This window comes from Kitasatospora sp. NPDC056138 (assembly GCF_042264695.1).
In the GTDB taxonomy this organism is placed as follows: domain Bacteria; phylum Actinomycetota; class Actinomycetes; order Streptomycetales; family Streptomycetaceae; genus Kitasatospora.
On the sequence record NZ_JBHJVK010000097.1, the window covers coordinates 1 to 23,470 of the forward strand.

24 protein-coding genes and 2 pseudogenes are annotated in these 23,470 nt (G+C 70.9%); 15 read left to right on the forward strand and 11 right to left on the reverse strand.

All coding sequences use genetic code 11. The features are described 5' to 3' along the window. Nucleotides 1-1,081: 1,081 nt before the first annotated feature. The gene (locus tag ACFC1R_RS35500; protein WP_375945841.1) at nucleotides 1,082-1,606 is read right to left on the reverse strand and encodes an ArsR/SmtB family transcription factor; all 525 of its coding nucleotides are present in this window, start codon (nucleotides 1,604-1,606) and stop codon (nucleotides 1,082-1,084) included. A gap of 56 nt (nucleotides 1,607-1,662) precedes the next feature. On the opposite strand from ACFC1R_RS35500, the gene ACFC1R_RS35505 reads away from it, so the two are divergent. From ACFC1R_RS35505 to ACFC1R_RS35525, 5 genes are all read left to right on the forward strand, one after another. Further along, nucleotides 1,663-2,586 (forward strand): S41 family peptidase, encoded by a 924-nt coding sequence (locus ACFC1R_RS35505; RefSeq protein WP_375945842.1) that lies wholly within the window; start codon nucleotides 1,663-1,665, stop codon nucleotides 2,584-2,586. 106 nt (nucleotides 2,587-2,692) lie between these two features. Continuing rightward, on the forward strand, nucleotides 2,693-2,869 hold the full coding sequence (locus ACFC1R_RS35510) for a hypothetical protein (protein ID WP_375945843.1): 177 nt from the start codon (nucleotides 2,693-2,695) through the stop codon (nucleotides 2,867-2,869). Next, nucleotides 2,866-3,267, forward strand: coding sequence for a hypothetical protein (locus tag ACFC1R_RS35515; protein WP_375945844.1), 402 nt, complete (start codon nucleotides 2,866-2,868; stop codon nucleotides 3,265-3,267). The genes ACFC1R_RS35510 and ACFC1R_RS35515 overlap by 4 nt, the downstream gene beginning before the upstream one ends. A gap of 26 nt (nucleotides 3,268-3,293) precedes the next feature. Next, a complete protein-coding gene (locus ACFC1R_RS35520) occupies nucleotides 3,294-4,019 on the forward strand; it encodes an SDR family NAD(P)-dependent oxidoreductase (RefSeq protein WP_375945845.1) in 726 nt (241 codons plus the stop codon). Between the two features lie 155 nt (nucleotides 4,020-4,174). Next, nucleotides 4,175-5,053, forward strand: coding sequence for an ABC transporter substrate-binding protein (locus ACFC1R_RS35525; protein ID WP_375945846.1), 879 nt, complete (start codon nucleotides 4,175-4,177; stop codon nucleotides 5,051-5,053). Nucleotides 5,054-5,066: 13 nt separating this feature from the next. Here ACFC1R_RS35525 and ACFC1R_RS35530 read toward each other — a convergent pair. Further along, nucleotides 5,067-5,869 (reverse strand): annotated as a pseudogene (locus tag ACFC1R_RS35530) (SDR family NAD(P)-dependent oxidoreductase); the annotation flags it as partial. A gap of 715 nt (nucleotides 5,870-6,584) precedes the next feature. On the opposite strand from ACFC1R_RS35530, the gene ACFC1R_RS35535 reads away from it, so the two are divergent. Both ACFC1R_RS35535 and ACFC1R_RS35540 read left to right on the forward strand, forming a co-directional pair. Beyond that, nucleotides 6,585-7,256 (forward strand): hypothetical protein, encoded by a 672-nt coding sequence (locus ACFC1R_RS35535; RefSeq protein ID WP_375945847.1) that lies wholly within the window; start codon nucleotides 6,585-6,587, stop codon nucleotides 7,254-7,256. Nucleotides 7,257-7,557: 301 nt separating this feature from the next. Then, the gene (locus tag ACFC1R_RS35540; protein ID WP_375945848.1) at nucleotides 7,558-7,770 is read left to right on the forward strand and encodes a hypothetical protein; all 213 of its coding nucleotides are present in this window, start codon (nucleotides 7,558-7,560) and stop codon (nucleotides 7,768-7,770) included. Here the strand turns inward: ACFC1R_RS35540 and ACFC1R_RS35545 are convergent. From ACFC1R_RS35545 to ACFC1R_RS35555, 3 genes are all read right to left on the reverse strand, one after another. Continuing rightward, on the reverse strand, nucleotides 7,763-8,350 hold the full coding sequence (locus ACFC1R_RS35545) for a hypothetical protein (RefSeq protein WP_375945864.1): 588 nt from the start codon (nucleotides 8,348-8,350) through the stop codon (nucleotides 7,763-7,765). The genes ACFC1R_RS35540 and ACFC1R_RS35545 overlap by 8 nt on opposite strands. Nucleotides 8,351-8,556: 206 nt before the next feature. Continuing rightward, complete coding sequence (locus tag ACFC1R_RS35550) at nucleotides 8,557-8,973, reverse strand: hypothetical protein (protein ID WP_375945849.1); 417 nt, start codon at nucleotides 8,971-8,973, stop codon at nucleotides 8,557-8,559. After that, nucleotides 8,970-9,389: a hypothetical protein gene (locus ACFC1R_RS35555; protein WP_375945850.1), complete on the reverse strand. Its 420-nt coding sequence runs from the start codon at nucleotides 9,387-9,389 to the stop codon at nucleotides 8,970-8,972. The genes ACFC1R_RS35550 and ACFC1R_RS35555 overlap by 4 nt, the downstream gene beginning before the upstream one ends. 695 nt (nucleotides 9,390-10,084) lie before the next feature. Between ACFC1R_RS35555 and ACFC1R_RS35560 the strand changes: the two genes are divergently transcribed. The 4 genes from ACFC1R_RS35560 (at nucleotide 10,085) to ACFC1R_RS35575 (ending at nucleotide 13,656) form a co-directional block, all read left to right on the forward strand. Continuing rightward, complete coding sequence (locus ACFC1R_RS35560) at nucleotides 10,085-10,381, forward strand: hypothetical protein (RefSeq protein WP_375945851.1); 297 nt, start codon at nucleotides 10,085-10,087, stop codon at nucleotides 10,379-10,381. After that, nucleotides 10,318-11,124 (forward strand): hypothetical protein, encoded by an 807-nt coding sequence (locus tag ACFC1R_RS35565; protein WP_375945852.1) that lies wholly within the window; start codon nucleotides 10,318-10,320, stop codon nucleotides 11,122-11,124. Before ACFC1R_RS35560 ends, ACFC1R_RS35565 begins: the two co-directional genes overlap by 64 nt. A 293-nt stretch (nucleotides 11,125-11,417) precedes the next feature. Then, nucleotides 11,418-12,170: a hypothetical protein gene (locus ACFC1R_RS35570; protein WP_375945853.1), complete on the forward strand. Its 753-nt coding sequence runs from the start codon at nucleotides 11,418-11,420 to the stop codon at nucleotides 12,168-12,170. A 394-nt stretch (nucleotides 12,171-12,564) separates the two neighbouring features. Then, nucleotides 12,565-13,656 (forward strand): VWA domain-containing protein, encoded by a 1,092-nt coding sequence (locus ACFC1R_RS35575; RefSeq protein WP_375945854.1) that lies wholly within the window; start codon nucleotides 12,565-12,567, stop codon nucleotides 13,654-13,656. A 256-nt stretch (nucleotides 13,657-13,912) separates the two neighbouring features. Here the strand turns inward: ACFC1R_RS35575 and ACFC1R_RS35580 are convergent, their stop codons facing one another. Further along, nucleotides 13,913-14,419 (reverse strand): hypothetical protein, encoded by a 507-nt coding sequence (locus ACFC1R_RS35580; protein WP_375945855.1) that lies wholly within the window; start codon nucleotides 14,417-14,419, stop codon nucleotides 13,913-13,915. Between the two features lie 846 nt (nucleotides 14,420-15,265). Between ACFC1R_RS35580 and ACFC1R_RS35585 the strand changes: the two genes are divergently transcribed. After that, nucleotides 15,266-16,936, forward strand: a complete 1,671-nt coding sequence (locus ACFC1R_RS35585; RefSeq protein WP_375945856.1) for an FAD-dependent oxidoreductase — start codon at nucleotides 15,266-15,268, stop codon at nucleotides 16,934-16,936. A gap of 115 nt (nucleotides 16,937-17,051) precedes the next feature. Here the strand turns inward: ACFC1R_RS35585 and ACFC1R_RS35590 are convergent, their stop codons facing one another. The 3 genes from ACFC1R_RS35590 to ACFC1R_RS35600 form a co-directional block, all read right to left on the reverse strand. Continuing rightward, complete coding sequence (locus tag ACFC1R_RS35590) at nucleotides 17,052-17,945, reverse strand: alpha/beta hydrolase family protein (protein WP_375945857.1); 894 nt, start codon at nucleotides 17,943-17,945, stop codon at nucleotides 17,052-17,054. A 590-nt stretch (nucleotides 17,946-18,535) separates the two neighbouring features. Further along, nucleotides 18,536-19,387 carry a hypothetical protein gene (locus ACFC1R_RS35595; protein WP_375945858.1) on the reverse strand — a complete coding sequence of 284 codons (852 nt, stop codon included), beginning with the start codon at nucleotides 19,385-19,387 and terminating at the stop codon, nucleotides 18,536-18,538. A gap of 162 nt (nucleotides 19,388-19,549) precedes the next feature. Then, nucleotides 19,550-20,401 (reverse strand): LysR family transcriptional regulator, encoded by an 852-nt coding sequence (locus ACFC1R_RS35600; protein WP_375945859.1) that lies wholly within the window; start codon nucleotides 20,399-20,401, stop codon nucleotides 19,550-19,552. Between the two features lie 80 nt (nucleotides 20,402-20,481). Between ACFC1R_RS35600 and ACFC1R_RS35605 the strand changes: the two genes are divergently transcribed. Continuing rightward, complete coding sequence (locus ACFC1R_RS35605; protein WP_375945860.1) at nucleotides 20,482-20,988, forward strand: cupin domain-containing protein; 507 nt, start codon at nucleotides 20,482-20,484, stop codon at nucleotides 20,986-20,988. A gap of 162 nt (nucleotides 20,989-21,150) precedes the next feature. Next, on the forward strand, nucleotides 21,151-21,513 hold the full coding sequence (locus ACFC1R_RS35610; RefSeq protein WP_375945861.1) for a DoxX family protein: 363 nt from the start codon (nucleotides 21,151-21,153) through the stop codon (nucleotides 21,511-21,513). A gap of 315 nt (nucleotides 21,514-21,828) precedes the next feature. On the opposite strand, the gene ACFC1R_RS35615 is transcribed toward ACFC1R_RS35610, so the two are convergent. Beyond that, nucleotides 21,829-21,981 carry a hypothetical protein gene (locus ACFC1R_RS35615; RefSeq protein ID WP_375945862.1) on the reverse strand — a complete coding sequence of 51 codons (153 nt, stop codon included), beginning with the start codon at nucleotides 21,979-21,981 and terminating at the stop codon, nucleotides 21,829-21,831. A 94-nt stretch (nucleotides 21,982-22,075) separates the two neighbouring features. Further along, entirely contained in the window at nucleotides 22,076-22,510 is a 435-nt protein-coding gene (locus tag ACFC1R_RS35620) for a hypothetical protein (protein ID WP_375945863.1), read from the reverse strand. Nucleotides 22,511-22,955: 445 nt separating this feature from the next. Here ACFC1R_RS35620 and ACFC1R_RS35625 point away from each other — a divergent pair. Next, nucleotides 22,956-23,470, forward strand: a pseudogene (locus tag ACFC1R_RS35625) (hypothetical protein); the annotation flags it as partial.

Genomic DNA, 23,470 nt, shown 5'->3' on the forward strand with positions numbered 1-23,470 from the left:
GGAGGTACCGGGCGGGTGTGGTTCGGGGGTGTGGGCGGATCGTCCCCGGTTCGGTGGAGTTCCGCTTGCGGCAGGGGGTTGAGGTTCGGCTGTGGTGAGGTGACGTGGCGGCGCGGGCGGGCGTGTCCCGTACCTGAGCGGCCTGCGGGACGAAGGACCACCCTGAAGCGGACACCTGGAGACCGGGGCGTGTGGGCCCGGAGGGAGCAGTTCCGGGTGGGAGGCAAGAGCAGTATGAGCAAGCGGTGCACGGCGGAGTTCGAGCGGGGTGCGGTCCGCTCCGATGACTTCGTCCGGTGCCTGCCGGGGGGTGAGGCCGGGGAACTCCGGGGGGTTGTAGGAGTGGTTGCCGATGCCGTACTCGGCCGCCGTCATCCGCGCCTCCCCGGGCTCGCGTTCGGCGAACGGACCGGCCGGGAAGAAGGTGGCCGAACGTTCACCCGGCGTAGGATCGTCAGGATGCTGTCCGGTCCGTCCGTGTCCCCTGCGGCGTCGAACGTCAGCGCGACGGCCCGCCGCTCGGTGGGCGGAGTGCGGTTCTCCGGGGCGAGTGGCCTGCATACCGGGTCCGAGGTACTCGTCGGCGTCGGGCCCGCACCTGCCGGAACTCCTGCGGTCGGCCTGCCGGCCGCAGGGCGAGGTGCCGGTCCGCGCGAAGCACGGCGGACGGCAGCGCAGTCCACGGACGTGCCCTGGGTATCCCGTCGGCTCCGCGCTGCGGCCCGCGCCGGTGTGCGGGAGGTGGGAAGCGCCAGGTCGGCGGTAGTGATCAGCAGGCGTCGCGAGAAGGCGCTGTGAGACCCGGTCATGGTCGGAGTATCGGCCCCCGCCGGCCTTGGAGGGGTTCCGCCGCGCGGGCCCGGGCGCGGGCACCCACCGCGCGGGCGTACCGTCGCCCCAGGCGATATCGGGTCGGGGCCTGCCGCGCACGGCGAGCCTGCGGTCCACGTCCGGCTGACGCTGCAACGCTTCTGTTGCCGGCGCGAGCCCGACGAGTGGGGGCTTCTGGCGAGATCCTCTGGCCGGTGACGCGCGAAGGCCGACTGCTCCGTCACCACCGAACGCCGCGTCGCCTCCGGCCTCACCGCCGGATCGGTGAGGCGGCGTCGGCCTGCTGGTAGAGCGTCACCAGTACGCCGTGCACCGGCTCGCCCTCGGGATCCTCCTCGGCCTCGTCGACCAGGCGGGCCAGTGCCTCGGCGAGCTTCGCCGCCCTGGCCGGGCTGATCCGGAGATGGCGCAGCGTCAGCGTGTGGTCGACGGGGGAGCGGTCCATCTCCTGGGCCACGGCGCCCAGCAGCGCGGCCGTGCCTTCGGGCTGCGGATCGACGACCAGAAGGCGCGGGGCGGTCCGCTGGTAGTACTGCTCGGTGCCGCCGCGGACCTGCCGGGTTCCTGCCTCCTGGACCAGGCCGGCCTCCCGCAGCACCTTGAGATGGTGGGAGACGCCGCCTTTGTTCACGCCCAGCTGCGCCGCGAGCCGGCTGATGGTGGATGGCTGTCGTCTCAGGGCGAAGAGCAGCCGCTGGCGGACCGGGTGGGCCAGGGCCGCGTGCTGCTCGGGGGTGCTGATCCGCTGGACGTCGTCGTCCTGGTGGGTGCTCACGAGTTAAGTGTTAAGTGCAGTTGACGCTTTTGCAAGCCGCTGGTCTACTCCCCGTCATGACCACCATCACCTCGTCACAAGCCCTGGATGCCGTCACCGTCGTCGAGTCGACCGCCGACCTGGTCGCCGAGAACTACGTCTTCCCCGAGGTCGCCCGGCAGTTGGCGACCCTGCTCCGACGCCGCAGCGCCGAGGGGGCCTACCGAACCGAAAGCGCCGAGGAGTTGGCTGCCGTCGTCACCGCCGACCTGCGGTCCGTCAACGGTGATCTGCATCTGCGGCTCAAGTACCACGCCGAACCGGTGCCGCCCGAGCAGGGCGCGGCCACCATGGCCGCGATGCGGCGGGAGTTCGACGCCTCCCTGGGCGGTGTGCCCCGGGTGGAGCTGCTCGACGGCGGGGTCGCGGTGCTGGAGATCGGCCCGGCGATGTTCCCGCTGGACTGGGCGGCGGAACCGTTGGCCGCGGCGCTCACGCTGGTGGCCCCGGCTCGCGCCCTCATCCTGGACCTGCGCCGCAACACCGGGGGCGACCCGGACACGGTCGCCTTCATCTGCGGCTACCTGCTGGAGGGCCGCACCCACCTCAACACCATGCTGTCGCGTCAGGGCGAGGTGGCCGAGCAGTCCTGGACGCCGTCGTACGTGACGGGCGCCCGCTTCGGCGGAAGCAAGCCGCTCTACGTGCTCACCAGCGGGGCGACCTTCTCCGGGGGAGAGGAGCTCGCCTACGACCTGCAGCAGCTCGGGCGTGCCCGGATCATCGGCGAAGTCACCGGTGGCGGAGCGCATCCGCGGGAGGGGTGGACGGTCCACCCGCACCTGGAGGCCGCCGTGCCCGTCGCCCGTGCGGTCAACCCCGTCTCGGGTACCAACTGGGAGGGCGTCGGCGTCCAGCCGGACGTGCCGTGCGATGCCGGGGTAGCGCTCGGTCAGGCGCTGGCGCAGGCCCTGGCACGTCTGGCGGAGGACGCGCGCTGACGGGCCGCCCCGCCCCGACGCCGTGCGGGACCGGCGGCGGGGGCGGCGCGGGTTCCGGCGCTCCGCCCGCAGCACGCACGGGTCCCGGGGCCCGCTCCCCGGTGGCTTGGAGGCCTGGGACACCGAAGCCCCCCGCGCCGTCACCAGCAAGCGTGACGTCATCTCCGACGCCGTGCTGCGCCCGGCCGGGCTCGGCTTCCCGGTGACGTTCCACTGTCACCCGTTCGGCTCAGTGGCGTTGGTGGTGATGTCGACCGTCACCTGGGCCGGAGGTCAGTTGTGACCTCGATCGAGCGGAAGCGCGGCCTGTCGGCCGCGGTGCCGGACCGGCGGTTCGCAGCGGTGGAGCACACGCCGGTGGCGGCGGCCGAGGACGCAGAAAGGCCGCCGTTCGGTACGCGGACACCGCCCTTCCCGATCGCGGCAGGCAGTGAGCTCGGGCGGATCGGCACGGCTCGGCCCACGATGGGGTGGGGCGGGACGATGCCGCGCCAGTACGTGGAGCAGCGTGCGGACGCGGTGGTCCACCGGCGGCTCGACGAGCTGCTCCGGGACGGGCGTCGCCGACGGGGACTGCGGCCGGCGCCGCCTGAACCGCCGGGTGGGATCGCCTGCGGCGTGACCGTGGACAACGCGGTGGTGCCGACGACCCGCGACGATGAGCAGGAGGTGGGCTCGTGACCGGGGCAACCGGCAGGGTGGCATTGGTGACAGGGGCCAGCAGCGGAATCGGCGCGGCCACCGCGCGTCTGCTGGCCGGGCGAGGAATGCGCGTGGTGGTCGACTACCTGCGCAGCGCCACGGCAGCCGAGGAGGTCGTGGCCGACATCGAGGCCGCCGGCGGCCAGGCCATCGCGGTGCAGGCCGACGTGCGCGAGGCAGCGGCGGTCGAGAGCATGATCGAGCAGGTCCAGGCGGCGTGGGGCGGCATCGACGTGCTGGTGCACAACGCGCTCACCCCGTACGTGATCAAGCCGTTCCAGGACATGACGTGGGAAGAACTGGGCGGCAAGCTCGACGACGAGATGCGTGCGGCGTTCGCGGTCACGAAGGCCGTCCTGCCCGCCATGACCGAACAGGGCTGGGGACGCATCATCTATCTCGGTACCGGCCTCAGCCGCCAGCCCCGGGAAGGCATGATCGCACTGGGCACGGCCAAGGCCGCACTGGCGCAGTTCGCCCGGTACCTCGCCCAGGAACTGGGCCCACGAGGCATCACGGTCAACGTCGTCGAGCCCGGCCCGGTGGAGGACACCCGCATGGCGCACGTGCTCGACGAGGAGCACAAACAGCGGCAGGTGGCCGGCACCCCACTGGGTCGCCTGGCACACCCGGACGACGTCGCCCAAGCGGTCGCCTTCTACGCCGGCGAGGACAACGCCTTCATGACCGGCACCACGGCTGCGGTCAACGGCGGGATGTCCATGTACTGACGCCACGCCGTCCTCCGCACCCGGGGCCGCACCGTCCCGGTCCGGCCGACGGCCGGACCGCATCCGGCACACCGTCACCCCAGCACCACGGACCGCAGCAGCCGGGCCCGCGGCACGCGCGGGCGCACGGCGGTGGCGAGACCAGGGAAACGTCCATGCACACGATCGATCTCGCCTACGTCGGGCGCGGCCTGCACGAGGAACTGGTCGCCTACATCGCCGACCAGCAGGGTTACTACGCCGACGAGGGCGTCCACGTCGCGCTGCGCGACGGCTGCTCCTGGGACGAGGAACGGCTGCGCCGCTGCGCCACCATCGGGCTCGGCCGGGCACTGCTGTCCCGACTGGCCGATGGTGTCCCGTGGGTCGCACTCCATGTCAACACCCACCGCCCGCTGTTCTGGTTCCTCGCCCGCCCCGGCCTGACCTCCCTGGCCGACCTGGCCGGCCGACGGCTGGCGGTGCACGCCCCCCACACCGCACCCGGGTGCTTCGCCCGGATCGTGCTGCGCCGGGTCGGCCTCGACCCGGACCGCGACATCCACACCGTCGTCCGCCCGCCCGGCGACTACGGCATGGACCTGCGCCGGCTGCGCGACGGCAGGATCGACGCCGCCCTGGTCGGCAGCACCATGGCTCCGGAGGCGGTGGCAGCCGAGTACGGCTGGCAGGTGCCGGCCTGGGTCGGCGACCACTTCCGGATCCCCACCGTGGGCCTGGCCGTCGACCCCACCTACGTCCACCCGGCCGACCCCGCGGTCCAGGCCGTGGTACGAGCCCACCGGCGCGCCCTGCGGGTGATCCACAACGAACCCGACACCACGGTGCGGTACATCCAGACGTTCCTCGGCCGACACACCGCAGCCGAAGCCCGAGCCCACTACGAGACCTTCATCGCACCGTATTTCACCACCGACGGCCAGGCCGACCTCGCCGTCGGCGCCACCGCGATCACCGCGGTCGCCGCCGAACTCGGCGTCCCCGACACCGTCACCGCAGCCGAGTTCTACTGCACCGCACCCACCGCACCCTAGGCGGTCGGACGGTTCAGCCGGCGTCTGCGAGCAGTTCCTGCGAGAGCGCCCACAGGCGCCGGGCGCCCGCCGGGTCGACGGCGTAGCGGGCGACGCCGTGCAGGGTGCCGGTGCGGCGGTCGACCTCTCGGTCTCGTTGCAGTCGGCGAAGTAGCGGCCGCCGATGCCGTCCAGCAGGGGTGAGGTGGCGAGGAGGACGGCGGTGGCGGCGCCCTGCTCGACCGTCTCGATGAACTCGGCCGGGACCCTGCCGCTGCCGCGGCCGTCGGTGTGGCGCTGGAGGTCGGTGTGGATGGCGCCGGGCATCAGGGCGTTGGCGGTGATGTTGTCGTCGGCCCAGCAGTGGGTGGCCTCCACCGCGAAAAGGACGTTGGCGCTCTTGGACTGGCCGTAGGCGAGCCACGGGTCGTAGCGGCGGAAGGCGAAGTTGACGTCGTCCCACACGATGGGGGACTGCTGGTGACCGGTGGAGCTGACGGAGACGATGCGGGCGGCGCCGTCAGCGGCGAGCGCGTCGTACAGGCCCGTGGCGAGCGCGAAGTGGCCCAGGTGGTTGGTGGCGAACTGCCACTCCCAGCCCTGTCGGGTGTACCGCTCGGGGCAGGCCATGACACCGGCGTTGTTCACCAGGACGTGCAGCGGTCCCTGCCAGGCCGTGGTGAACGCGGTGACGGACGCCGGATCGGTGAGGTCCAGGTGGGCGACGTGCACGTCCTGGTCACCGCTCCACCTCGGCAGTACGGACTGCAACCGCCCTCCCCACGGGCCGAGGGCTGCCACCACCTCGAAGCCGTCACCGGCGTCACCGCCACCCACGCCATCGCCCACCTGGGTCGCGCTTGGCTCAGGCACGTCCCCTTCGTGAAGCGAGGAGCGCAGGACCCGAGTCCGACAGTGTACGGGCACATGACCGCACCGAATACCGGGGCGACCTGCGGCTTCGGGCGTGACGGCCCGCCGGGGTTGTGTGTCCACCACGGCTCCGGCGGATGTCGGCCCAGTTCGGCGGCTGTTCGGTGGGTGCGAGCCCGCTCATCTCCGGTGGCGTCGGGACGCCACGGTCCCGGAGGGTGCGGACCCGGGCCTCGGCGGTGTCGGTGGTCTGCTGGAAGCGTCCGGCGGGCCCGGCGAGGGAGACCTGGTGAAGTCGCTGAAGGTCGGTCCTGATGGACCACCAGGCGCTGTTGGTACGGCGTTCGGCCACGCCGGCCGGGGCCGACCACGAGGCCGTTCGGACAGGTGTGGCGATGGGTACCTGGGCAGCAGCGCGGGCGCAGGCCCTGGCGGCCACGAAGTCGGTCCGGGCCGACGGCAGACCCTGAGCGGTTCATCGCCACCTGGACCTGGAACGTGCCCTCCGGCGGCCCGAGTACGACTTTGCTCCGTATAGCGGGGTGGGGGACGCGTTGAACGGGTTCCGTCGTGCGTGCCAGAAGAGCGATTCGCAGACGTGCTGGTAGAGGTGGTCGCGGTGGATCACTTTCTGCCCACTGAGTGACAACTTCAGCCCCTTCGTCCTCGGAGGACATCCATGCCCCTGCTCGCCAGGCTGCGTCCCCGCCGCACCCTCGAACTCGCCCTCGCCCTCACCGCCCTGACCGTCACCGGCGCGGGCACGGCCACCGCGGCCGAACCCAAACCTCTCGGCGTCCACCACGAGACCACCGAGTTCAAGCTCTTCCCCAACACCCCGTTCCTGCCCTGTCTGGCAGGCAACGGCGAGACCCCGCGCGTGAAGGCCGAGGTCCGCCGCGGCGAGCTGAACGACACCATGGACATCGAGCTGCGCGGCTTCAAGCCCGACCTGGACTTCGACCTGTTCACCGTCCAACGCAGCAACCAGCAGGCGAACGGTCAGCCCGTCCCCGGATTCACCGACTTCGGTCTGGCCTGGTATCAGACCGACCTCCACACCGACCACCACGGCAACGGCCGCGCCAAGATCCAGACCATCCTGCTCGACCAGATCTTCGGCTTCGACCCGGACGTCTCGCTGCCGCCCACCAACACCTTCCACGTCGGCTTCTGGTTCAACAGGCCCAGCGACGCGGCCGCGTGCGGCTTCACCGGCACCACGCCGTTCAACGGCGAGCACAACGCCGGACCACTCGCCTTCATCACCCGCCCCGACGCCACCACCGGACTCGGCCCGCTCTGCACCAAGCCCAACACCTCGACGAGACCTGCCACCTGCGAGGCCTGACACCGGTTGAAAACCGGTCGGTGCCCGGCACCACCTGACGGCGGTGCCGGGCACCGACCGTGGAATCCCCGAGCCGCGGGGAACCTCAGCGATCACGGCGACGGTTGGCCCGACCTGCGACGGAGCTGGTCGGGTGACCCCGTCGGCCGTCCCGGGGGTCCTTCTCGTTCCATCCGGCGTGCTGCGCCTGGCAGGCCTGATACCGAGTGGTGCCGTGCCGGGGAGATCCCTGAACCGGTGAGGACTCGAAGGCGGGACGATCGGTTTCTTCCCGACCCCGGAGCGGGCCATCGGGGCCGGCGTGACCGGTGAGGTCATCGGCCGGCAGCCCTTCGGCGTCTTCCTCCGCATCGACGGCCTGCCAGGGGCGATGGGCCTGGCAGAGATCACCGCCATGCCACGTGAGGCTGCACTCCCCGCGCCGGGCACGATGGTCACCGGCGAAGTCGTCTGGCACGCGGAGCACAACCACCAAGTGGGGATCGGACTTTCCGAATGGGCGGTCGTCAGCTGACCTCTCCTCCCACGGCCAGGTCCGAGGCCCACGCTCGCAGTACCGCGAAGTCCTCCGGCCGCAGTCCGAGCCGAGCATCGACCCTGTGCAGCAGAGCCGGACCAGTGTGGTGCATGGCCACCCAGTCCCGGTCCGCACACGAGATCTCGTCATCCAGCCACGCGAACGGTCGCCCACCCACCCACGAGACGATCTCCGGGGTCTTCCAGAACACCCCGCCGCCCGGCTCGGGCCGGGGCACGGTCCAGGTGATGACCGGCAGCTCGGGAAGGCCGAGGACAGGAGCGACGTAGGCGTTGGCCTCCTCCTCCCACGTCGTCGCCCACACCAGGTCGAAGGGCAGCGCCGCCAGATCGGGACCGTGATCGGGGTTCAGCCAGACCCGCAAGGGCTTGGGCCGCTTGTTCGGCGTGCCCCAGGTGGACAGCCGCAGCTTCTCGGCGGCAACCCAGCGAGGGGTCGACAGCCGGTGCGTCTGGTACCCGCCCGGCCGACGGGAAGGCTTCGCGGCATACGGATTCAGCGGCCCATCCACGTCCAGCAGTAGCAACGGCCTTGTCGAGGCGACATCCACACTCATGTGCCGCACCGTACCGCCACCATCGCCCGCCGACCTCGGAACATTTCGGGAAGCGATCACTCGGGCCACGGGAGACGATCCTCGCGAGCCTCTGGCACCGCTGGCCAGCCCCACTCGGGAACACCCCCGAGCTGAAATACCGCCCGGCGGGCTCGGCGTCACCGCCGGCCACGGCTGCGCCGCGTCAGCAGTCCCGTCTGGCCTTCCTAGCCGACCGTCACTGTGTATGTCCTGGGGGAGTGGTAGGTGTCCTTGAGGGCTCCGGTACAGGTGAAGCAGTTGTCGAGGGCGAGCTTGGTGGAGCCTTTCGTGCCGGCCCTGAAGACCAGGTAGAGGTTCCCGCCGTCACCGGAGTGGCTCTGGTCGCCGGTGATCCGGTCCTCGCCGATGAAGGACACCACGCTCGGGTCGGCGGTCGGCGGGACCGCCTTCCAGTCGTTGCCGGGGACCACGGCGAGTTTCCAGTGGAGTGAGAAGGTCTGGCCGGGTTTCACGGTGAGTTCGCGCCGGCTGTCGGCGAAGACCGTGCCGTGGTCCATCCGGCCTGTGTCCGAGCAGCCCGCGGCCGCGAGCAGGAGCGGTACGGCCGCGAATGCGGCGGCTCGGGCGACGGGCCACCTCACGCCTGCCTCCCGGTCTGCTCCTGGCGGTTGTCGATCCTCAGGCCGACGACGGTGGCCACCGCGTCGAGCCACCGGGCCGCCAGGGTGTCGCCGTCCACTCCGGTGCTGCCGACCGCTTCGAGGGCGGCATCCAGCCAGGAGCGGGCGAGGGTGGTGGCCGCCTGGCCGGGCAGCGGCTCGGGGAGACCGGCGGCGTTGCGGATGCCGCCGGCCCGGACGATCTCGGCGAGGAGGCGGATGCCGCGCGGCTGCACGGCGAGACCGTCGGCGTGGATCGCTGCGGCGACCGCGCCGTTGGAGAAGAGGGCGAGCCGGTACGGGCCGTCCTGGGGCAGACCGAAGCGCAGCAGGGTCGGTACGTCGTACGCGGCGAGTTGGGCGTCGGTGCGGCCTGGAGGCGGGGTGGGTGCGGTCATCGGGGTGCTCGTCCTCAGCTCGGGAGCCGGATGCTCTCGGTGGTGTTCATGTCGGGGCACTGGCCGTTGAGGGCGGACCGTGGTCACCGTAGTGGTCGGCGCTGAACTCCGGCGGACTCTGAAGCCTTCCCTTCACCACCTCGAGATCATTGGCGGCCTGGTCAAGCCCCTTCGAGCTCGCATCCAAGGCCGTGTGGTCAACGGTGAAGTCCCGTGCCATGAGTGCCCCAGTGGTGATCTGGCTGTCCAACATGTGCATGAGTAGCAGAAATGCCCCGGAAGTCCCCAACCAGCCCGGGGAGCCCCCAGCATGTCCAAGGCGAAGTGGGAGTAGTGATGAATCGTCATGTTCATTGATGTGGGCGGAAATTCGGGGAGCCGGACTCCGCTGCCCGCGACGGCATTCGCCGGAAGTGGGACCGTACAAGGCGTGTGCCGCAGTCTCCTCACCCGGCGAGCCTCAGGACATCCACGCGAGGAAACTTCATGACGGGCCGACACGTCCTGCCTGTTCCCGGCCCGGCAGGCCGACTTCGTGTTCCGTGTCCGTGTCCGGAGCCGATCCGATCAGGGACCGCCGTCGCCCACGTGTGGGCCGGCAGTGCCCCCGTCCCTCAGCCGCTCCGGACGGCGCGGTACGAGCAGTGGGTACGGGCAGACGGCTGGGCGGCCGTGGCGGCGGCACAATGACGCCCATGGACATCGACACGGCACGCGGTGCGGCAGCGGACTGGGTCAGGCGGGAGGGCCGCCGGTACGAGGGCTACCGCGGCGCGTACTTCAGCGGTTCGACCGTGACCCTCGGCCCGGGAGCGGCGTTGCCCGTCGGCACCGACGTGGACATCATGCTCGTCACCGACAAGCCCGTCGGAGGACTGAAACCCGGCAAGTTCGAGCACCGGGGCGTACTGCTGGAAGTCACCCAGCTGTGCTGGGACCGGATCCGGCCGGCCCCGTCGGTACTGGCGAACTACCACCTCGCCGGGGGCTGAGCCGCGACACCGTCATCGACGACCCCACGGGCGAGCTGCGCGAACTGCAGGCCGAGGTCGCGCACTCGTTCGCCGACGAGGCGTGGGTGCGGCGCCGCTGCGACAACGTCCGCGAGAAGATCGAGACCGCCCTGTGGTCCTTCGACACCTCGGCACCGTGGCACGACCAGGTGACGAGCTGGCTCTTCCCGACCGGCGTCACCACCCACCTCCTGCTCGTCGCGGCCCTGCGGAACCCGACGGTGCGGCTGCGCTACCTGCGGGCCCGTGAGGTCCTGGCCGACTACGGCCTGACCGATCGGTACCCCGGTCTGCTGCGGATGACGGGCTGCCGAAACCTGACGGGGGAGCGGGTCGAGCGCCACGTCGACGCCCTGGCCAGGACCTTCGACGAGGCGGCAGCCCTCGCCCGCACTCCGTTCTCCTTCAGCTCCGACATCACCCCCGCCGCCAGGCCCATCGCCATCGACGCGAGCTACGACCTCGCGCGCCGAGGCGACCACCAGGAGGCGGTGTTCTGGATCACGGCAACCTTCGCCCGTTGCCACAAGATCCTCGCCACCGACGCCCCGGAGCGCGAACACGCGCTTCGGCCCGCCTTCGCCGAGCTGCTGGCCGACCTCGGCATCTCCTCCACGAGCGACCTTCCGGCCCGGGTGCAGGAGACCGTCGCCGCGCTGCCCGTGGTGTGGCAGACGGCGGAGGAGATCATCGCCGCCAACCCCGGCATCACCCGTGACTGAACCGCCCCGGCCGCCAGAGGGCACCACGGCAAGCGCCACGCGTGCTGGAACGAGGCATGACGAGTGCGTGGCACAGTCGGACACCGTCGATGTGCGGCTGGTCGCCGGCGAGGGCCACCTGGTGGGCTGAGCCGAACGCGGCCTGCGCGGACGCGGTGCTCCCTGTCGCGTGGGTGGCGGCGTACGAGCAGTATCGGATCCGGGAGGCTGGAACGTCTTCGGTAGGATCGGCGCCAATTTCCACCTGCAAGGACTGGGGCTGCTGACTCGTGTCGACCGATGCCGCCATTCTGGTGAGGCGTCCTGCCGGACCAGCCCTCACCCGCGAGGAGATCGGAGAGGTCCTCGCGCTCCCCTCCGACCCGTCGACGGAGCCCTGGCACCATGTCGTCGGGGCGGACGGATCGAAGTTCAGGCTCCGGTTGAGCACCGAGCGCGGCGACCGGTGGGGCCCGGCCGTCGGCGAGCCGTCGGCCGGTGAGCCGGGACAGCGCACGTACGACTGCTTCATCCACGTGTCCATCTACTGGACGACCGAGGACACCGACGACAGTTGGGGCTCCCTACGGGCGTTCTGCCGGTCCGTCGTCGGCCGCCTGCACACTGCGTGGGCGGCCCTCGAGACGGCGTTCGAGGTGCACGAGGACTACGGCTACCGCTTCGACCCGGAGGACATCCCGGGCAGGGCGGAGCTCACGGTGTGGGTGGGGAGCGAGTCCTGGCCCCCGGGCGCCTCTCTGCTGCGCCTGGCGGAGCCGGCTGCTCCCGCAGGTCCGCCCGTACTCGAGTTCCGCGAGGTCGGAGTGGGGGATGCCGGAATTCCTGCGGAGGCGGATGACAGTGTGTCGTTCACCCTCGTCCAGCGATCACGCGAACTCGCTTGCCAGGCGGCCGTCCGGTCATCCGAGGTCGAGCTCTCCGCACAGCTTCTGCGTGAATTCACCACCTCGTTGCTGGAGGGGCTGGGCCGGTCGTTCCCACGTGTTGACGCGGCGTTCTGGGTCGGCGGGCGTCTGTACCGGTCGGAGACCGACTGGTCGAGCTGAGCGGACGAAGAGAAAGCTGAGCGAAGGTGCTCGGCCGGGCCTTTCGGCCGAGCGCCTTCGTGTCGCGTGGGGGTGTGCCCCGTTGCGACTCGGTCGTGGCTCGGGCGTGTGGAGCCGCCAGGAGATCGAGGTGGTGCGGTGGCGCCACAGCAGCGGATCGGTGCCCTGCTGCCGTGAGTGTGGTGGAAGCGCGTTCGGAGAGCAGGCTCTCAACTGACCGGCACCTCCCGGCCGCCCGCCGGTACTCATCTACCGGGAGGCGGACTTGACGGGTGGTCGGCAGCTGTGGACCCAAGGTCGGAACGCATTGTCAGTGCCGCTTCGTAGTGTGGAAACAACGTCGGAGGGGACGCCGGAAAGGCGTCGAAAGAGCGTTGGAAACAGGGGTAGAACCATGTCTGCGAACAGGATCAAGCACAAGGTCAACCACGTCTCGCTCGTGGTCGACAGGTCCGGCTCGATGCGCCAGCACGAGGCCCAGCTCGTCCGCGTGGTGGACGAGTTCGTGAAGGGTCTTCAGGAGGAGTCCGACCGGCTCGGCCACGAGACCCGAATCAGCCTCTACGCTTTCGACCACGAGGTGCAGAACCTGGTCTGGGACATGGACGTCAAGCACCTGCCGTCCCTGCGAGGCCTCTACGAGGTCGACAACGGTGCGACGGCGCTGATCGAGGCGGCCGTGAAGTCCATCGACGACCTGAAGAACATCTGGGAAGGGTACGGGGAACACTCCTTCCTTCAGGTCGTCGTCACCGACGGCGAGGAGAACGCCTCCGGTTGCTCGGAGACCGGCCAGATGCACACCCGCATGGCCGGCAGCCGGGGCACCGCCGTCCTGCGCACGTGGATAGGCCGCATCCAGAGCGCCATGGACAACCTCCCCGACCACTGGACCTCGGCGATCCTGGTCCCCAACTCCCTGGCCAAGCGCACCGCTCAGGAGTACGGCTTCCCGGCCGGCAACATCGCGATCTGGGACGCGGACTCCAGCAAGGGTGTCGAGGAGGCCATCGGCACCGTCAAGACGGCCGCCACGAGCTTCCTGCGCGGCCGCGAACAGGGCGTGCGCGGGACGAGGAACCTGTTCGCCATGGGCCAGGACCTGAGCACTGCCGAGGTGAAGGCCAATCTCGATGCCCTGGACACCGGCAAGTACATCCTGATCCCGGTCGACCAGCAGACGCAGATCCGCGAGTTCGTCACCCGCGCCGGGCACCCGTACAAGACCGGCTGCGCCTTCTACGAGCTGTCCAAGCGCGAGAGGATCCAGGGCAACAAGCAGCTCGCCGTGGCGGAGAAGGACCCGGCCACCGGCCGGATGACGGGCAGGGTGTTCTCGGGCCCGGCGGCCCGCCAGCTCCTCGGCCTGCCGGTGTCGGAGGCCACGGTGAAGCCGGGCGACAACCCGTCCTACACCGTGTTCGTCCAATCGACCTCCGTCAACCGGAAGTTGGTGCCGGGCACCAAGCTGCTCGTCATCCTGTAACTGCGAACTGCGAACTGCGAACTGCGAACTGCGAACTGCGAACTGCGATTCGGTCACGGATTCGCCGGGGCGCTGCCGACTCCGTCCGTGCACGCCGAAAGGCCGCCTTTCACCTTCTGCAGGACCCGTCCGGACGGCCGGCGTGGTTCGAGATCCGCCCGGAGCGCCGCCAGAACGCCAGACCAGTCCTGGCTTGCCAGTCAAGGTCCCCGGGGATCAGCTCGGCACGACTCGCCGCCTCGCGATGCGCAGCCAGTCATCCGAGGAAGTCGTCCGAGACAGGTGTGGCGACGCGGTGGAACCGGATGAGGTCCGGCTGGCGCTCCACCCTCAGCAGAGGAAGCTCGGGAACGAAATGCCCCACGGCGTCGATCGCGTACTCGCAGTCGCCGTCCTCCAGGTCCTCCACGTAGAGGCGGGCCCGAGTCGTCAGCCCGTGCGGCGCGGCCAGCCAGTACGCGCTGGGCGGATAGGACTCCGCCGGGTAGAGCACGGCTTGGCCGAGATGTTCGGCCAGCGCTGCAGCGGTCTGCCCCTCGGTCGAGTTCGAGGTGTGGGCCTTGGGCACGTAGACGTCGAGCGACCAGGTGACGTCCCCGCCGAGCTGCTCGTAGGTGCACAGGACCGCCGCATCCCAGTTCCGGTCGGCTTCCCCCGACACGGCGATGTCCACCTCGCCGGGCGGAAGCCCGAAGCAGCCGGCAAGGGCCGCAGATATCCGGCCGATTTCCAGCACACCGGTGAGCAGGAAGATGTACGTCACCCGAGCGCGCTCCGGTCCGACAGAAGTTGACGATCTGTGAATGGTAGCTCCAGGCCCACCCGCTGACCGACGAGGCCGAACATCGAGCAGCTGTCGAAGGGTTGCGCGCCGGGCGGAGAAGGACCGCCGGCGAGGGCGAGGTGCTGCCGGTCGCCCAGCGGTACGGCACGGGCGTACTGGCCTGGAGCCCATTGCGCCAAGGCCTGCTCACCGGCCGGTTCCGCAGGGGAAGTCCGGCTTTCGCCCCGGCGCCTACGCCGAGCAGTTCGGCGACGACGAACTTGGGCTCGTCGAGCAGCTCATTCCGCTCGCCGAGATGGCCGGACTGCCGTCGGCGCGCCTCGCCATGGCCTTCGTCATCCCCCACCCGGGCGTCACCTCGGCGATCATCGGACCGCGCGCCGTGGAGCAGCCGGAGGACACCCTGACCGGGATGGGGCCGCGCTCGACGACGGGATCCTCGACCGCATCGGCGAGAACGTCCCCCGGTACCGATGGCCGGCCCCGACGTCGGCCCGCGTCGCCCACACGCCGCTGTCCCTCACCGAAACGGCCCTGCGCCGTCGTCCTCGTGCCGGACGCTCCGCCGCCTGAGCCCCACACCACACGCAGACCCGACCGGGCCGGGGCCGCCCGGCACACGCGGGCAGCCCCCGGGCCGCACCGTGCCTTCCCGACCTCCCGGTCCCGCAGCAGGTGGCGGCCCGCGAGGCGGCACCCTGCCCACGGAGCAGCCATCATTTCCTTGAGGGAGGTACATCAGGACGGCCTGGACGAGGCATCGACCGGCGCTGAGGACGAGCCGGCCCGCCCTGCGTGCCCGCCCGGGTGAGAGAAGGGCACCACATGGACGACCGTGAACAGGGCCGCGACGCGAGATGGGCCCCGGCGGCACCGCTCTTCGACGACCAACTCGGGAAGCTGACGTCCCTGGGATCGCAGTACCCGGCAGCGGCCGGACAGGTCCTGTTCGCCGCCGGTGACGCAGCGTACGACTTCTTCGTCGTCCTCGAGGGCTCCGCGGACATCGTCGACCGGTTCGGCGAGGAGGACGAGCAGTTGGTCGCGTCCTACGGTCCCGCGGAGTTCCTGGGCGAGATCGGCATGCTGACCGGGGAACGCGCACGCTTCACCGGCGTCATGAAGGTGCCGGGTCGAGTGCTCCGGGTGCCGGTCGGCCGGATCCAGAGGCTCGTGGCGCAGGACGCCGGTCTCAGCGACCACATCCTGCGGACGTTCCTGGAACGCCGGGCGAATCTGCTGCGACGAGGCGCGGGGCTCATCCTCATCGGCTCCCGGTACGACGAACGATGCCGAGCGCTGCTGCAGTCGTTCTCACACAGCAGGACGGCCGTGCACTGGATGGATCTAGAGGAGCACCCCCAGGCCGAGGCGCTGCTGCAAGGACTGCAGGTCCCCGTGGCCGACCTCCCCATCGTCCTCGTCCCGGGGCGGCCCTTGCTGCGCAACCCCCAGCCGGCCGATCTGGCCGCGGAGTTCGGGGAGCCGCCCACCGCGCCCCCTGTCGGCGACGACGTCAGCGACCTGCTCGTGGTCGGCGGCGGTCCGGGCGGGCTCGCCGCGGCGGTGTACGGCGCCTCGGAGGGGCTTCGCACCGATCTCATCGACGCGGCGGCCTTCGGTGGCCAGGCCGGCACCTCCTCGAGGATCGAGAACTATCTCGGATTCCCCGCCGGTCTTTCCGGCGCCGAACTGGCCGCTCGCGGGACGATCCAGGCGGCGAAGTTCGGGGTCCGCCTCCACCGCAACGCCCGCGCGGCCTCTTTCGCCAGCCGGGGTGGCATCCACAGCGTCACCTGCGACGACGGGCGGACCTTCCACGCGCGCGACGTCATCATCGCCACCGGGGCGGTCTACCGGCGCCTGGACGTTGCCGGTGTCGAAGCCTGGGAGGGCAACGGCGTCCACTACGCCGCGACCGTCGTCGAGGCGGGGCACTCGCGCGGACAACCCGTGGCCGTGATCGGCGGAGCGAACTCCGCCGGCCAAGCGGCGGTCTTCCTGGCCCGGACATCCGACCCGGTGCACCTCCTGGTCCGGGGAGAGGACGTGGACCACTCGATGTCGCGTTACCTGATCGACGCGATCGCCGCCAACCCGAAGGTCAGGGTACGGGTTCGCACGGAAGCCGTCGCCATCACGGCGGACTCCTCGGTCACCGGGCTCGAGGTCGTGGACCGGGCCACCGGTCGGCGTTCCGCCCTGCCGGTCAGCGCGGTCTTCGTGTTCATCGGCGCCACGCCGTGCACCGACTGGCTCGACAACCAGCTGGCCACCGACTCCAAGGGCTTCCTGCTCACAGGACGCGACCTCGACACCTCGGCACCCGGCCGCCGGGCGCCGTACCCGTTCGAAACGAGCACGCACGGCGTGTTCTGCGTCGGTGACGTGCGGAGCGGGAGCGTCAAGCGAGTCGCCACCGCGGTCGGTGAAGGGTCGGCTGCGGTGCGGCTCGTCTTCGAACGACGTCGGGCCGACGAAGCGGACGTGCTGTGACCAGCGGGTACGCTTCAGCGACACGGACAACCGGGCCGGTCCGTCAGGCCCCAGGTCGGCCCGGAGGGGAGCACGCGGTACGACCCGGTCGTCCCGTGCTGCGCCGTCGGCCTCTTCAGGGGGTCGTCGCGAGGGTGTCGTCGAGCCGGTCGAGGACCCGGGCCAGGGAGTGGCGCATGGCGCCGGGGTGGCAGTGGGCACCGGCTCCTTCCTCGGCGGTGAAGACCATCAGGGTCTTGGGGCAGGTCAGGTGGTCGTAGAGCTGCCGGGGCTGTCCCTTGAAGAACTCGTCCTCGGCGGCGTCGCACACGAGCGTGGGGCACCGGATCTGCTCGGCGAGGCCGTCGCGGAGGGTGTAGTCCAGGTAGGAGGCGCTGAAGGCCCGGGGAGTGTCGACGCCCATCACGTACATGCCGTGGTTGATCGCCCACCGTGCGGTCGCGTCCTGGGTGACGATCTGCTGCAAGCGGGCGTCGAGCTGGGGGTCGGAGTCCGCGCGCAGGCGCCGCTCGGCCTCCTGGCGGTCGCCGGGGATGTTCCGGGCGGATATCGCACCGAGGTCGTGGACGCCGTCGAGGGCGATCAGTGCGGCCAGCCGGTGTTCGAATGCCGCTGCCCTCGGGGCGAGCAGGCCGCCCATGCTGGAACCCAGCAGTGCGATACGGCTGCTGTCGACCTCCGGGAGGCCCTCGGCGAAGTCCACCACGGGAGCGATGACGTTCTCCCAGTCCGGACGGAAGACCAGGCCCTCGCGGTGCCGTGGTCCAGGTTGCCCGGGTCCGTCGAAGGTCAGCACGGTGTAGCCGCGTTCGACGGCCGCCAGTGCGCCGCTGAAGTGCAGTTCCTCGGCGGTGCCGTCGAAGCCGCTGTGCATGATCAGGGTCGGCCGCGGTGTCCCGGTGGTGTCGGCCCGGTAGAGGTAGCCGGGCAGGGTGGTGCCCTCGTAGGGGATGCGGACCGGTTCGATGCGGGGGGTGCAGTGCCGCCGCGGCCTGGAAGCAGGCCTCACTGCGGTCGTAGGCGAGGTCGCGGCGGGGGTCGCACGGGTGGCCGTGGAGGAAGAACTCGGCCGAGCGGTAGTAGTTGGACGCCCGCAGGAACCCGTTCCGGGCGCTGACCGTGTGGCCGGCGTCCAGGACCTGCCGGGCTTCGCCCATCGCCGGCAGTCACGCCCGGAGGCTGACCGACACCGCAGGTGCCCACCGCCGCGATGCGGCGCCCACTCACTGACGAGCCCGCCCCACGCGGCACTTGACCCGGCGGCGCAACCGGTCCGGCCGCCGCACACCGTGGTGACGTTCCGTCAGGCCAGGGGTGCGAGCGAACCGGCGCCGGCCGCGCGCGGTGGGGTGGGCGGGCGCTGCCTGCGCCGACCAAGTGGGAGGTGATGGCCGCGCTGGTGTCCGCCTCGGACGACCCATGGCGGGAGCACGGGCCCTGCCCGCGGGTCCTTCACACGGGGCTGTACCCGGTGCGGGACCGCAGGCCGTGACCCGTGCCGGTGGGGCGGGTCGGTGAACGCGGTCGCAGGCCTCCTCGGGGCTGCGCCGAGGGTTCGAACTCCCGGCGCAGGACAGGCTGCCCGACACCCGTCGAACATCACCCGTCGAAGTTGGACCAGAAGATCCCGATGCCCGTACCGCTCTCGTCCCGGCCGACCAGGATGCTGTTCGACGTGAAGTCACAGGTGGGAAAGACCAGGGCGTTCGCGCCGCTCGCCGGGTCGACAACGACATCGAGCACCGGGGTCCGGGAGCCGGCCTCCTGCTGCGCCTCGAACTCGGCCACGGCATGGGCCACCGGGTCCTCGGCCTGCGCGAACCCGGCGGTCCGGTGGAGGGCCCCGCCGATGACCAGGTTGTCCGGGGTGCTGGAGCAGATCGCAGAGGCGTCCTCGCTCAGCTGGTTCACGTCGTCCGACGCCTCCTCCCAGTTCGCGCCGACCAGCGCCTGCGGCGTGGTACCGCTCGCGACCAGCGCGACCGCGGAGACGGTGGCGCCCCGCCCGTCGTTCCAGTCGTACGCCAGATACACCTCGTGCAGCCCGTCGGCGACGTCGTCGAACGTGAAGAATTCCCCGCCGTCGAGCCCGCACACCGCGATCTCCCCGCGGCTCAACAGCCGCCCTGCCAGCGTGAACTCGCCCAGGTAACCGCCCTCGCCCTCCGGATCGTTCGCCTTCAGAACCGCTTCGATCGCCTCAATCATCTTCATGTCGGTGAGTGTGCCACCTCCCTCTGACAGTCCCGGCCCCGCCGCCTCTCCCGATGCCCTCACCTCGCGCGCGGTTGCAGGAGTCCGGGAGCCGCAGGCTGGATAGCCCCTGCTCCTGTCGTGCTCGATCGGTCCGTCCCGGACCGTGCCGAGCGCCCGGTTGAACAGCGCCTGCTGAGCCCGCAGGCCACGTCGAACAAAGAGCTGCGCCAGACGCCCGGCGATCTCCACCTGCACGGCTCGGTCACCTCGGACGGCAACACCGCCGCCGGGCACAGGACGTGGCGGCTGGAGGGCGAGGCCGGGCCGGAGGCGGCCGGGCACATTCTCGGACTCCCGCGCGCGCCCGGCTCGTTGGGCACTCGGGCCGTCCCCGGTCGGGGGCGGGGCCGTAGGCGCTCAGTGGCGGTACGCGGCCAGCGCGATCTCGACGAACGAGCGGATCAGCGGGTTGGTGTCGCCGTCGTTCCACACCGCGACCACTCGGCTCGGCGCCATGTCGACCAGCGGAACCGCGGCCAGATTCTCGGGCAGGTCGTGTCCGAGCGGGGCCAAGCCGACCGTGCCGTTCCAGAGCACGGCCTGAAGGCATTCCTGGACGACGCGCACCACCGGGCCCTCACGCGGCTCGCCGCCGTTCCAGTACGACTGCCAGACCGGGTCGGTTCCCTGCGGGAACTGGAACCAGCGGCGGTCGGCCAGGTCGGCCAGCCCCAGCCGGTGGCGCCGGGCCAGCGGATCGTCGGCGCGCAGCACCGCACCCACCGGATCGGTGCGCAGCTCGCGCACCGTCAGGGCGGTGGCGTCGAACGGCGCACGGGTCAGGGCGACGTCGACCAGTCCGGCGCGCAGCCCACAGGTCGGGTCGGTCAGGTCGGTGTCGCGGATGCGGATGTCGACGCCGGGGTGGCGTCGGCGGAAGGCGGCGGCCAGCCTGCTGGTGCCGGGGTCGGTGCCGTCGCCCAGGATGCCGATGGTGACGGTCGCGGCGCCGGCTGCCGCGGTCACCCGGACGCGGACGCGGTCGGCATGGCCGAGCAGGTCCCGCGCTTCGTCGAGCAGCACCGCACCCACCGGGGTGAGCATGACTCCGGCGGGTGAGCGGGTGAACAGCGGGGCACCGATCTCCGTCTCCAGCTGCTTGATCGCCCGGCTCAGCGGTGGCTGGCTCATGTGCAGCCGGGCGGCGGCCCTGCCGAAGTGGAGTTCCTCGGCGACCGCCACGAAGTAGCGCAGCGTACGTAGCTCCATGCTGCAACGATACCCGCAGGGTATCGGCGTGGCGGAACGGGTCTTGGACACTCGCAGGGCGCTGGAGGTGCACTCGAAGCATGACCGACGAAGCGAAGACCAGTGAACCGCAGGCCGGCCCCGCCGTATCGGTGGTCGGCCCCGACGACGGCGAGATGATCGTCATGGGCACCACGCGCATGCGCGTCCTCGAGGACGGCAGCCACACCGGGCACCGCCTGGGGATCGCCGAGTCCGTCCTCGCCCCGCACACCCCCGGACCGCCGCAGCACCGCCACACCCGGCACGACGAGGGCTTCTACATCGTCTCCGGCACGGTGCGGTTCACCGTCGGGGAGGAGGACTACGACGCGACCCCGGGCACGCTCGTGATGGTCCCGCCCGGCGCCCCGCACACCTTCGCCAACCCGACCGACCAACCCGCCGTCATGCTCAGCACGTTCACCCCCGACCTGTACGTGCAGTACTTCCGAGACCTCCAGAGCATGACCGCCGGCGGCCGGCCGCTGACACCCCGGGCCGTCATCCACACGATGAGCCGCTACGCCACCGAGCCCGCCACCGAGCCCGCCACCGACTCCGCCTGAAGCCGACGGACGACACCGCCCGGCTGCTCGCCACCGGACCGGCACAGCCAAGGCGCTCCCGCCGCTCGGCGTCCGGACCGCTCACACACGCTCACGTGCCGGCTCCGGGAGCTCTCCCTGAGCCGGCGGGTCACCCGCAAGCGGTGACCGTGAAGGGAAACCATGGACATCGCCTACTGGATCGTCGCCGGACTGCTCGCCTGCTTCTACTTCTACGCGGGCGTGGTCAAGGTGATCCGCAGCCGCGATCTGCTCCGCCCGATGATGGCCTGGGTGGACCGCGTACCGCTGCCCGCCGTCAGGGCGCTGGGAACGACAGAAGTGCTGGGCGCCGTCGGACTGCTCCTGCCGCCGGCGACCGGCATCGCGCCTTGGCTGGCCCTGGTCGCGGCCATCGGGTTCGTGCTCCTGCAGATAGGTGCGATCGCCGTGCACCTGACCGGAGAAGACCGCCAGGTCATGCTCAACGTCGGGCTCATCGCCACTGCGGTGGTGACCGTCTGGCTGGCCACCGGTTGGCTGTGATCGAGCAGAACCCCCCGGCCGGCGGATGCGCCTGCGGGCCGGCCAGGCGCAGGGCCCCGACTTCATCGACGGGTAGCGTCCGGCCGCATCCCGGCGCAGCTGCTCCGCGCTTTCCGCTGTCCGGGCCGGTCGGCTGAACGGCACCTGCGGTAGGGGCCTTGGCCGTTGGGCGGTTCGGACGAGGTGTCGTCGGCACCGACCTGCGGCGGGCTCGGGGGCCGGGCGGTAGCCGGCCGGTTCGCGACGGACCTTCAGTGACGGGAAGCGGAACGGGCCGTCACCGTGTGCTGGTGACGGCCCGTTGCTGTTGGGTGTTCATGCGGTCAGGCTGGTCAGGGCCTTGCGGGCGCGCCGGGCGGCGCGCTCGGCGCGGTTCTTGAGCTGGACCGCGCGGATGAGGCGGTACTCCCTGGCCTCCCGCAGGCGCTCGTCGATCGTCGCCTGGATCGCTTCGATTTGGTAGGTCATGGTGTTCTCCCCCTGGGTCGGGTGCTCGGTCGGCATCACCGTGATGCCAGCCTCGGAGGCGCCCTTAGGCTTCAAAGTGTACATCAGAACGCGCTCACCGCCTTCCATTTATCTGGCGCTCCGAGAAGTTGCCTTCCGATCGAAGGGTTCGGCTTGATCGGTTGAGTCCGGGTCGGGCGAGGCCGGCGATGCCCTGGACGTAGCTGTAGAGCAGGACGTGCAGGTCGAGCATGGTCGTCGGATCGAGGCCGTGGCCGTCGAGGGCGGAGAGCGCCCACTCGGCGTGGACCATCGGAGCGGGCAGCATCAGGGGGCGGGTCAGCGAGCCGACCTGCGCGAGCCAGGGGCGCCTGCGGTAGATCCCCCACAGGGTGCGTGAGCCGAGCTCCGGGCGTACTCGCCAGCCCGACCGGATGCCCTCCTCACCGAACACCGCATCCGCCATCAGATGCACCAGCTCGTCCTTGCTGTTGACGTACCGGTACGGGGACATGGCGGCGACGCCGAGCCGGGCCGCGACACTGCACATGGACAGCGCAGCCAGCCCTTCGCCGTCGGCGATGCGCCGCCCGATCTCGTCGGCGATGCGCCGGAACGGCGGATCGGATGGGCTTGCTGGACCGGGCCGGAGCCCTCCGCACCAGGATGCGCGGCACGTCGGTGCTGGACGGTGACGGCAAGGAGATCCGCCGGTCCACCGGGACGACGTTCAGCAGCGGCCGGCTCGACAGCGACGACAGCGAGCCGCTGCGCGAGGACCTGGTACGCATGCTGTACGAACGGGCGGGCAACGAAGCCGAGTTCGTCTTCGGGGACAGCGTCACCGCACTCGATCGGGACGAAGACGGCATGCGGGTCGACTTCGAGCACAGCCGCCCGCGCACCTTCGACCTGGTCGTGAGGCCGGCGGCCTGCACTCGGCCGTGCGCCGACTGGCCTTCGGGCCGGAAGAGCAGTTCGCCCACCATCTGGGCATGCATCTGGCGATCTTCAGTGCGGACAACTTCCTGGCCCTGGAGGGCTGGCAACTGTGTCTCAGGGACGGCGAGGCCGGCTACGGCATCTACCCGGTGCGCGACAACAGCGAGTTGAGGATCACCTTCGGCTTCGCAGCCGAGCCGCTCCCCGCCGGCCGGCGCGACCCCGACCAGCAGAAGCAACTCGTCGCCGACCGGATGTCGGCCCTGCGCTGGGAGACGCCCCGGCTGCTGAAGGCCGTGCGGAAGGCGCCCGACTTCCACTTCGACGCGATGGTGCGGATCCGCATGGACCGCTGGTCGCGGGGCAGGGCGGTCCTGCTCAGTGACGCGGGCTACTGCGCGTCTCCGCTGTCAGGCCAAGGGACCAGCCTGGCCCTCGTGGTGCCTACGTGCTGGCCGACGCCCTCGGCCGGGCGGGGGGGTGCCCCTATGTGTTTGGTCAAGGGGGTGGGTCAGGATGGCGGTATGACTACCTGGTTCCGCACCTATGACGAGGGCGAAGACCTGTG

Excerpts from the sequence above, each read along its gene's own strand:
- ACFC1R_RS35505 (WP_375945842.1), top strand. The coding sequence starts at position 1,663 with ATGACCACCATCACCTCGTCACAAGCCCTGGATGCCGTCACCGTCGTC.
- ACFC1R_RS35525 (WP_375945846.1), top strand. The coding sequence starts at position 4,175 with ATGCACACGATCGATCTCGCCTACGTCGGGCGCGGCCTGCACGAGGAA.
- ACFC1R_RS35535 (WP_375945847.1), top strand. The coding sequence starts at position 6,585 with ATGCCCCTGCTCGCCAGGCTGCGTCCCCGCCGCACCCTCGAACTCGCC.
- ACFC1R_RS35545 (WP_375945864.1), bottom strand. The coding sequence starts at position 8,350 with ATGAGTGTGGATGTCGCCTCGACAAGGCCGTTGCTACTGCTGGACGTG.
- ACFC1R_RS35555 (WP_375945850.1), bottom strand. The coding sequence starts at position 9,389 with ATGACCGCACCCACCCCGCCTCCAGGCCGCACCGACGCCCAACTCGCC.
- ACFC1R_RS35560 (WP_375945851.1), top strand. The coding sequence starts at position 10,085 with ATGGACATCGACACGGCACGCGGTGCGGCAGCGGACTGGGTCAGGCGG.
- ACFC1R_RS35575 (WP_375945854.1), top strand. The coding sequence starts at position 12,565 with ATGTCTGCGAACAGGATCAAGCACAAGGTCAACCACGTCTCGCTCGTG.
- ACFC1R_RS35585 (WP_375945856.1), top strand. The coding sequence starts at position 15,266 with ATGGACGACCGTGAACAGGGCCGCGACGCGAGATGGGCCCCGGCGGCA.
- ACFC1R_RS35600 (WP_375945859.1), bottom strand. The coding sequence starts at position 20,401 with ATGGAGCTACGTACGCTGCGCTACTTCGTGGCGGTCGCCGAGGAACTC.
- ACFC1R_RS35605 (WP_375945860.1), top strand. The coding sequence starts at position 20,482 with ATGACCGACGAAGCGAAGACCAGTGAACCGCAGGCCGGCCCCGCCGTA.
- ACFC1R_RS35610 (WP_375945861.1), top strand. The coding sequence starts at position 21,151 with ATGGACATCGCCTACTGGATCGTCGCCGGACTGCTCGCCTGCTTCTAC.
- ACFC1R_RS35615 (WP_375945862.1), bottom strand. The coding sequence starts at position 21,981 with ATGACCTACCAAATCGAAGCGATCCAGGCGACGATCGACGAGCGCCTG.
- ACFC1R_RS35620 (WP_375945863.1), bottom strand. The coding sequence starts at position 22,510 with ATGTGCAGTGTCGCGGCCCGGCTCGGCGTCGCCGCCATGTCCCCGTAC.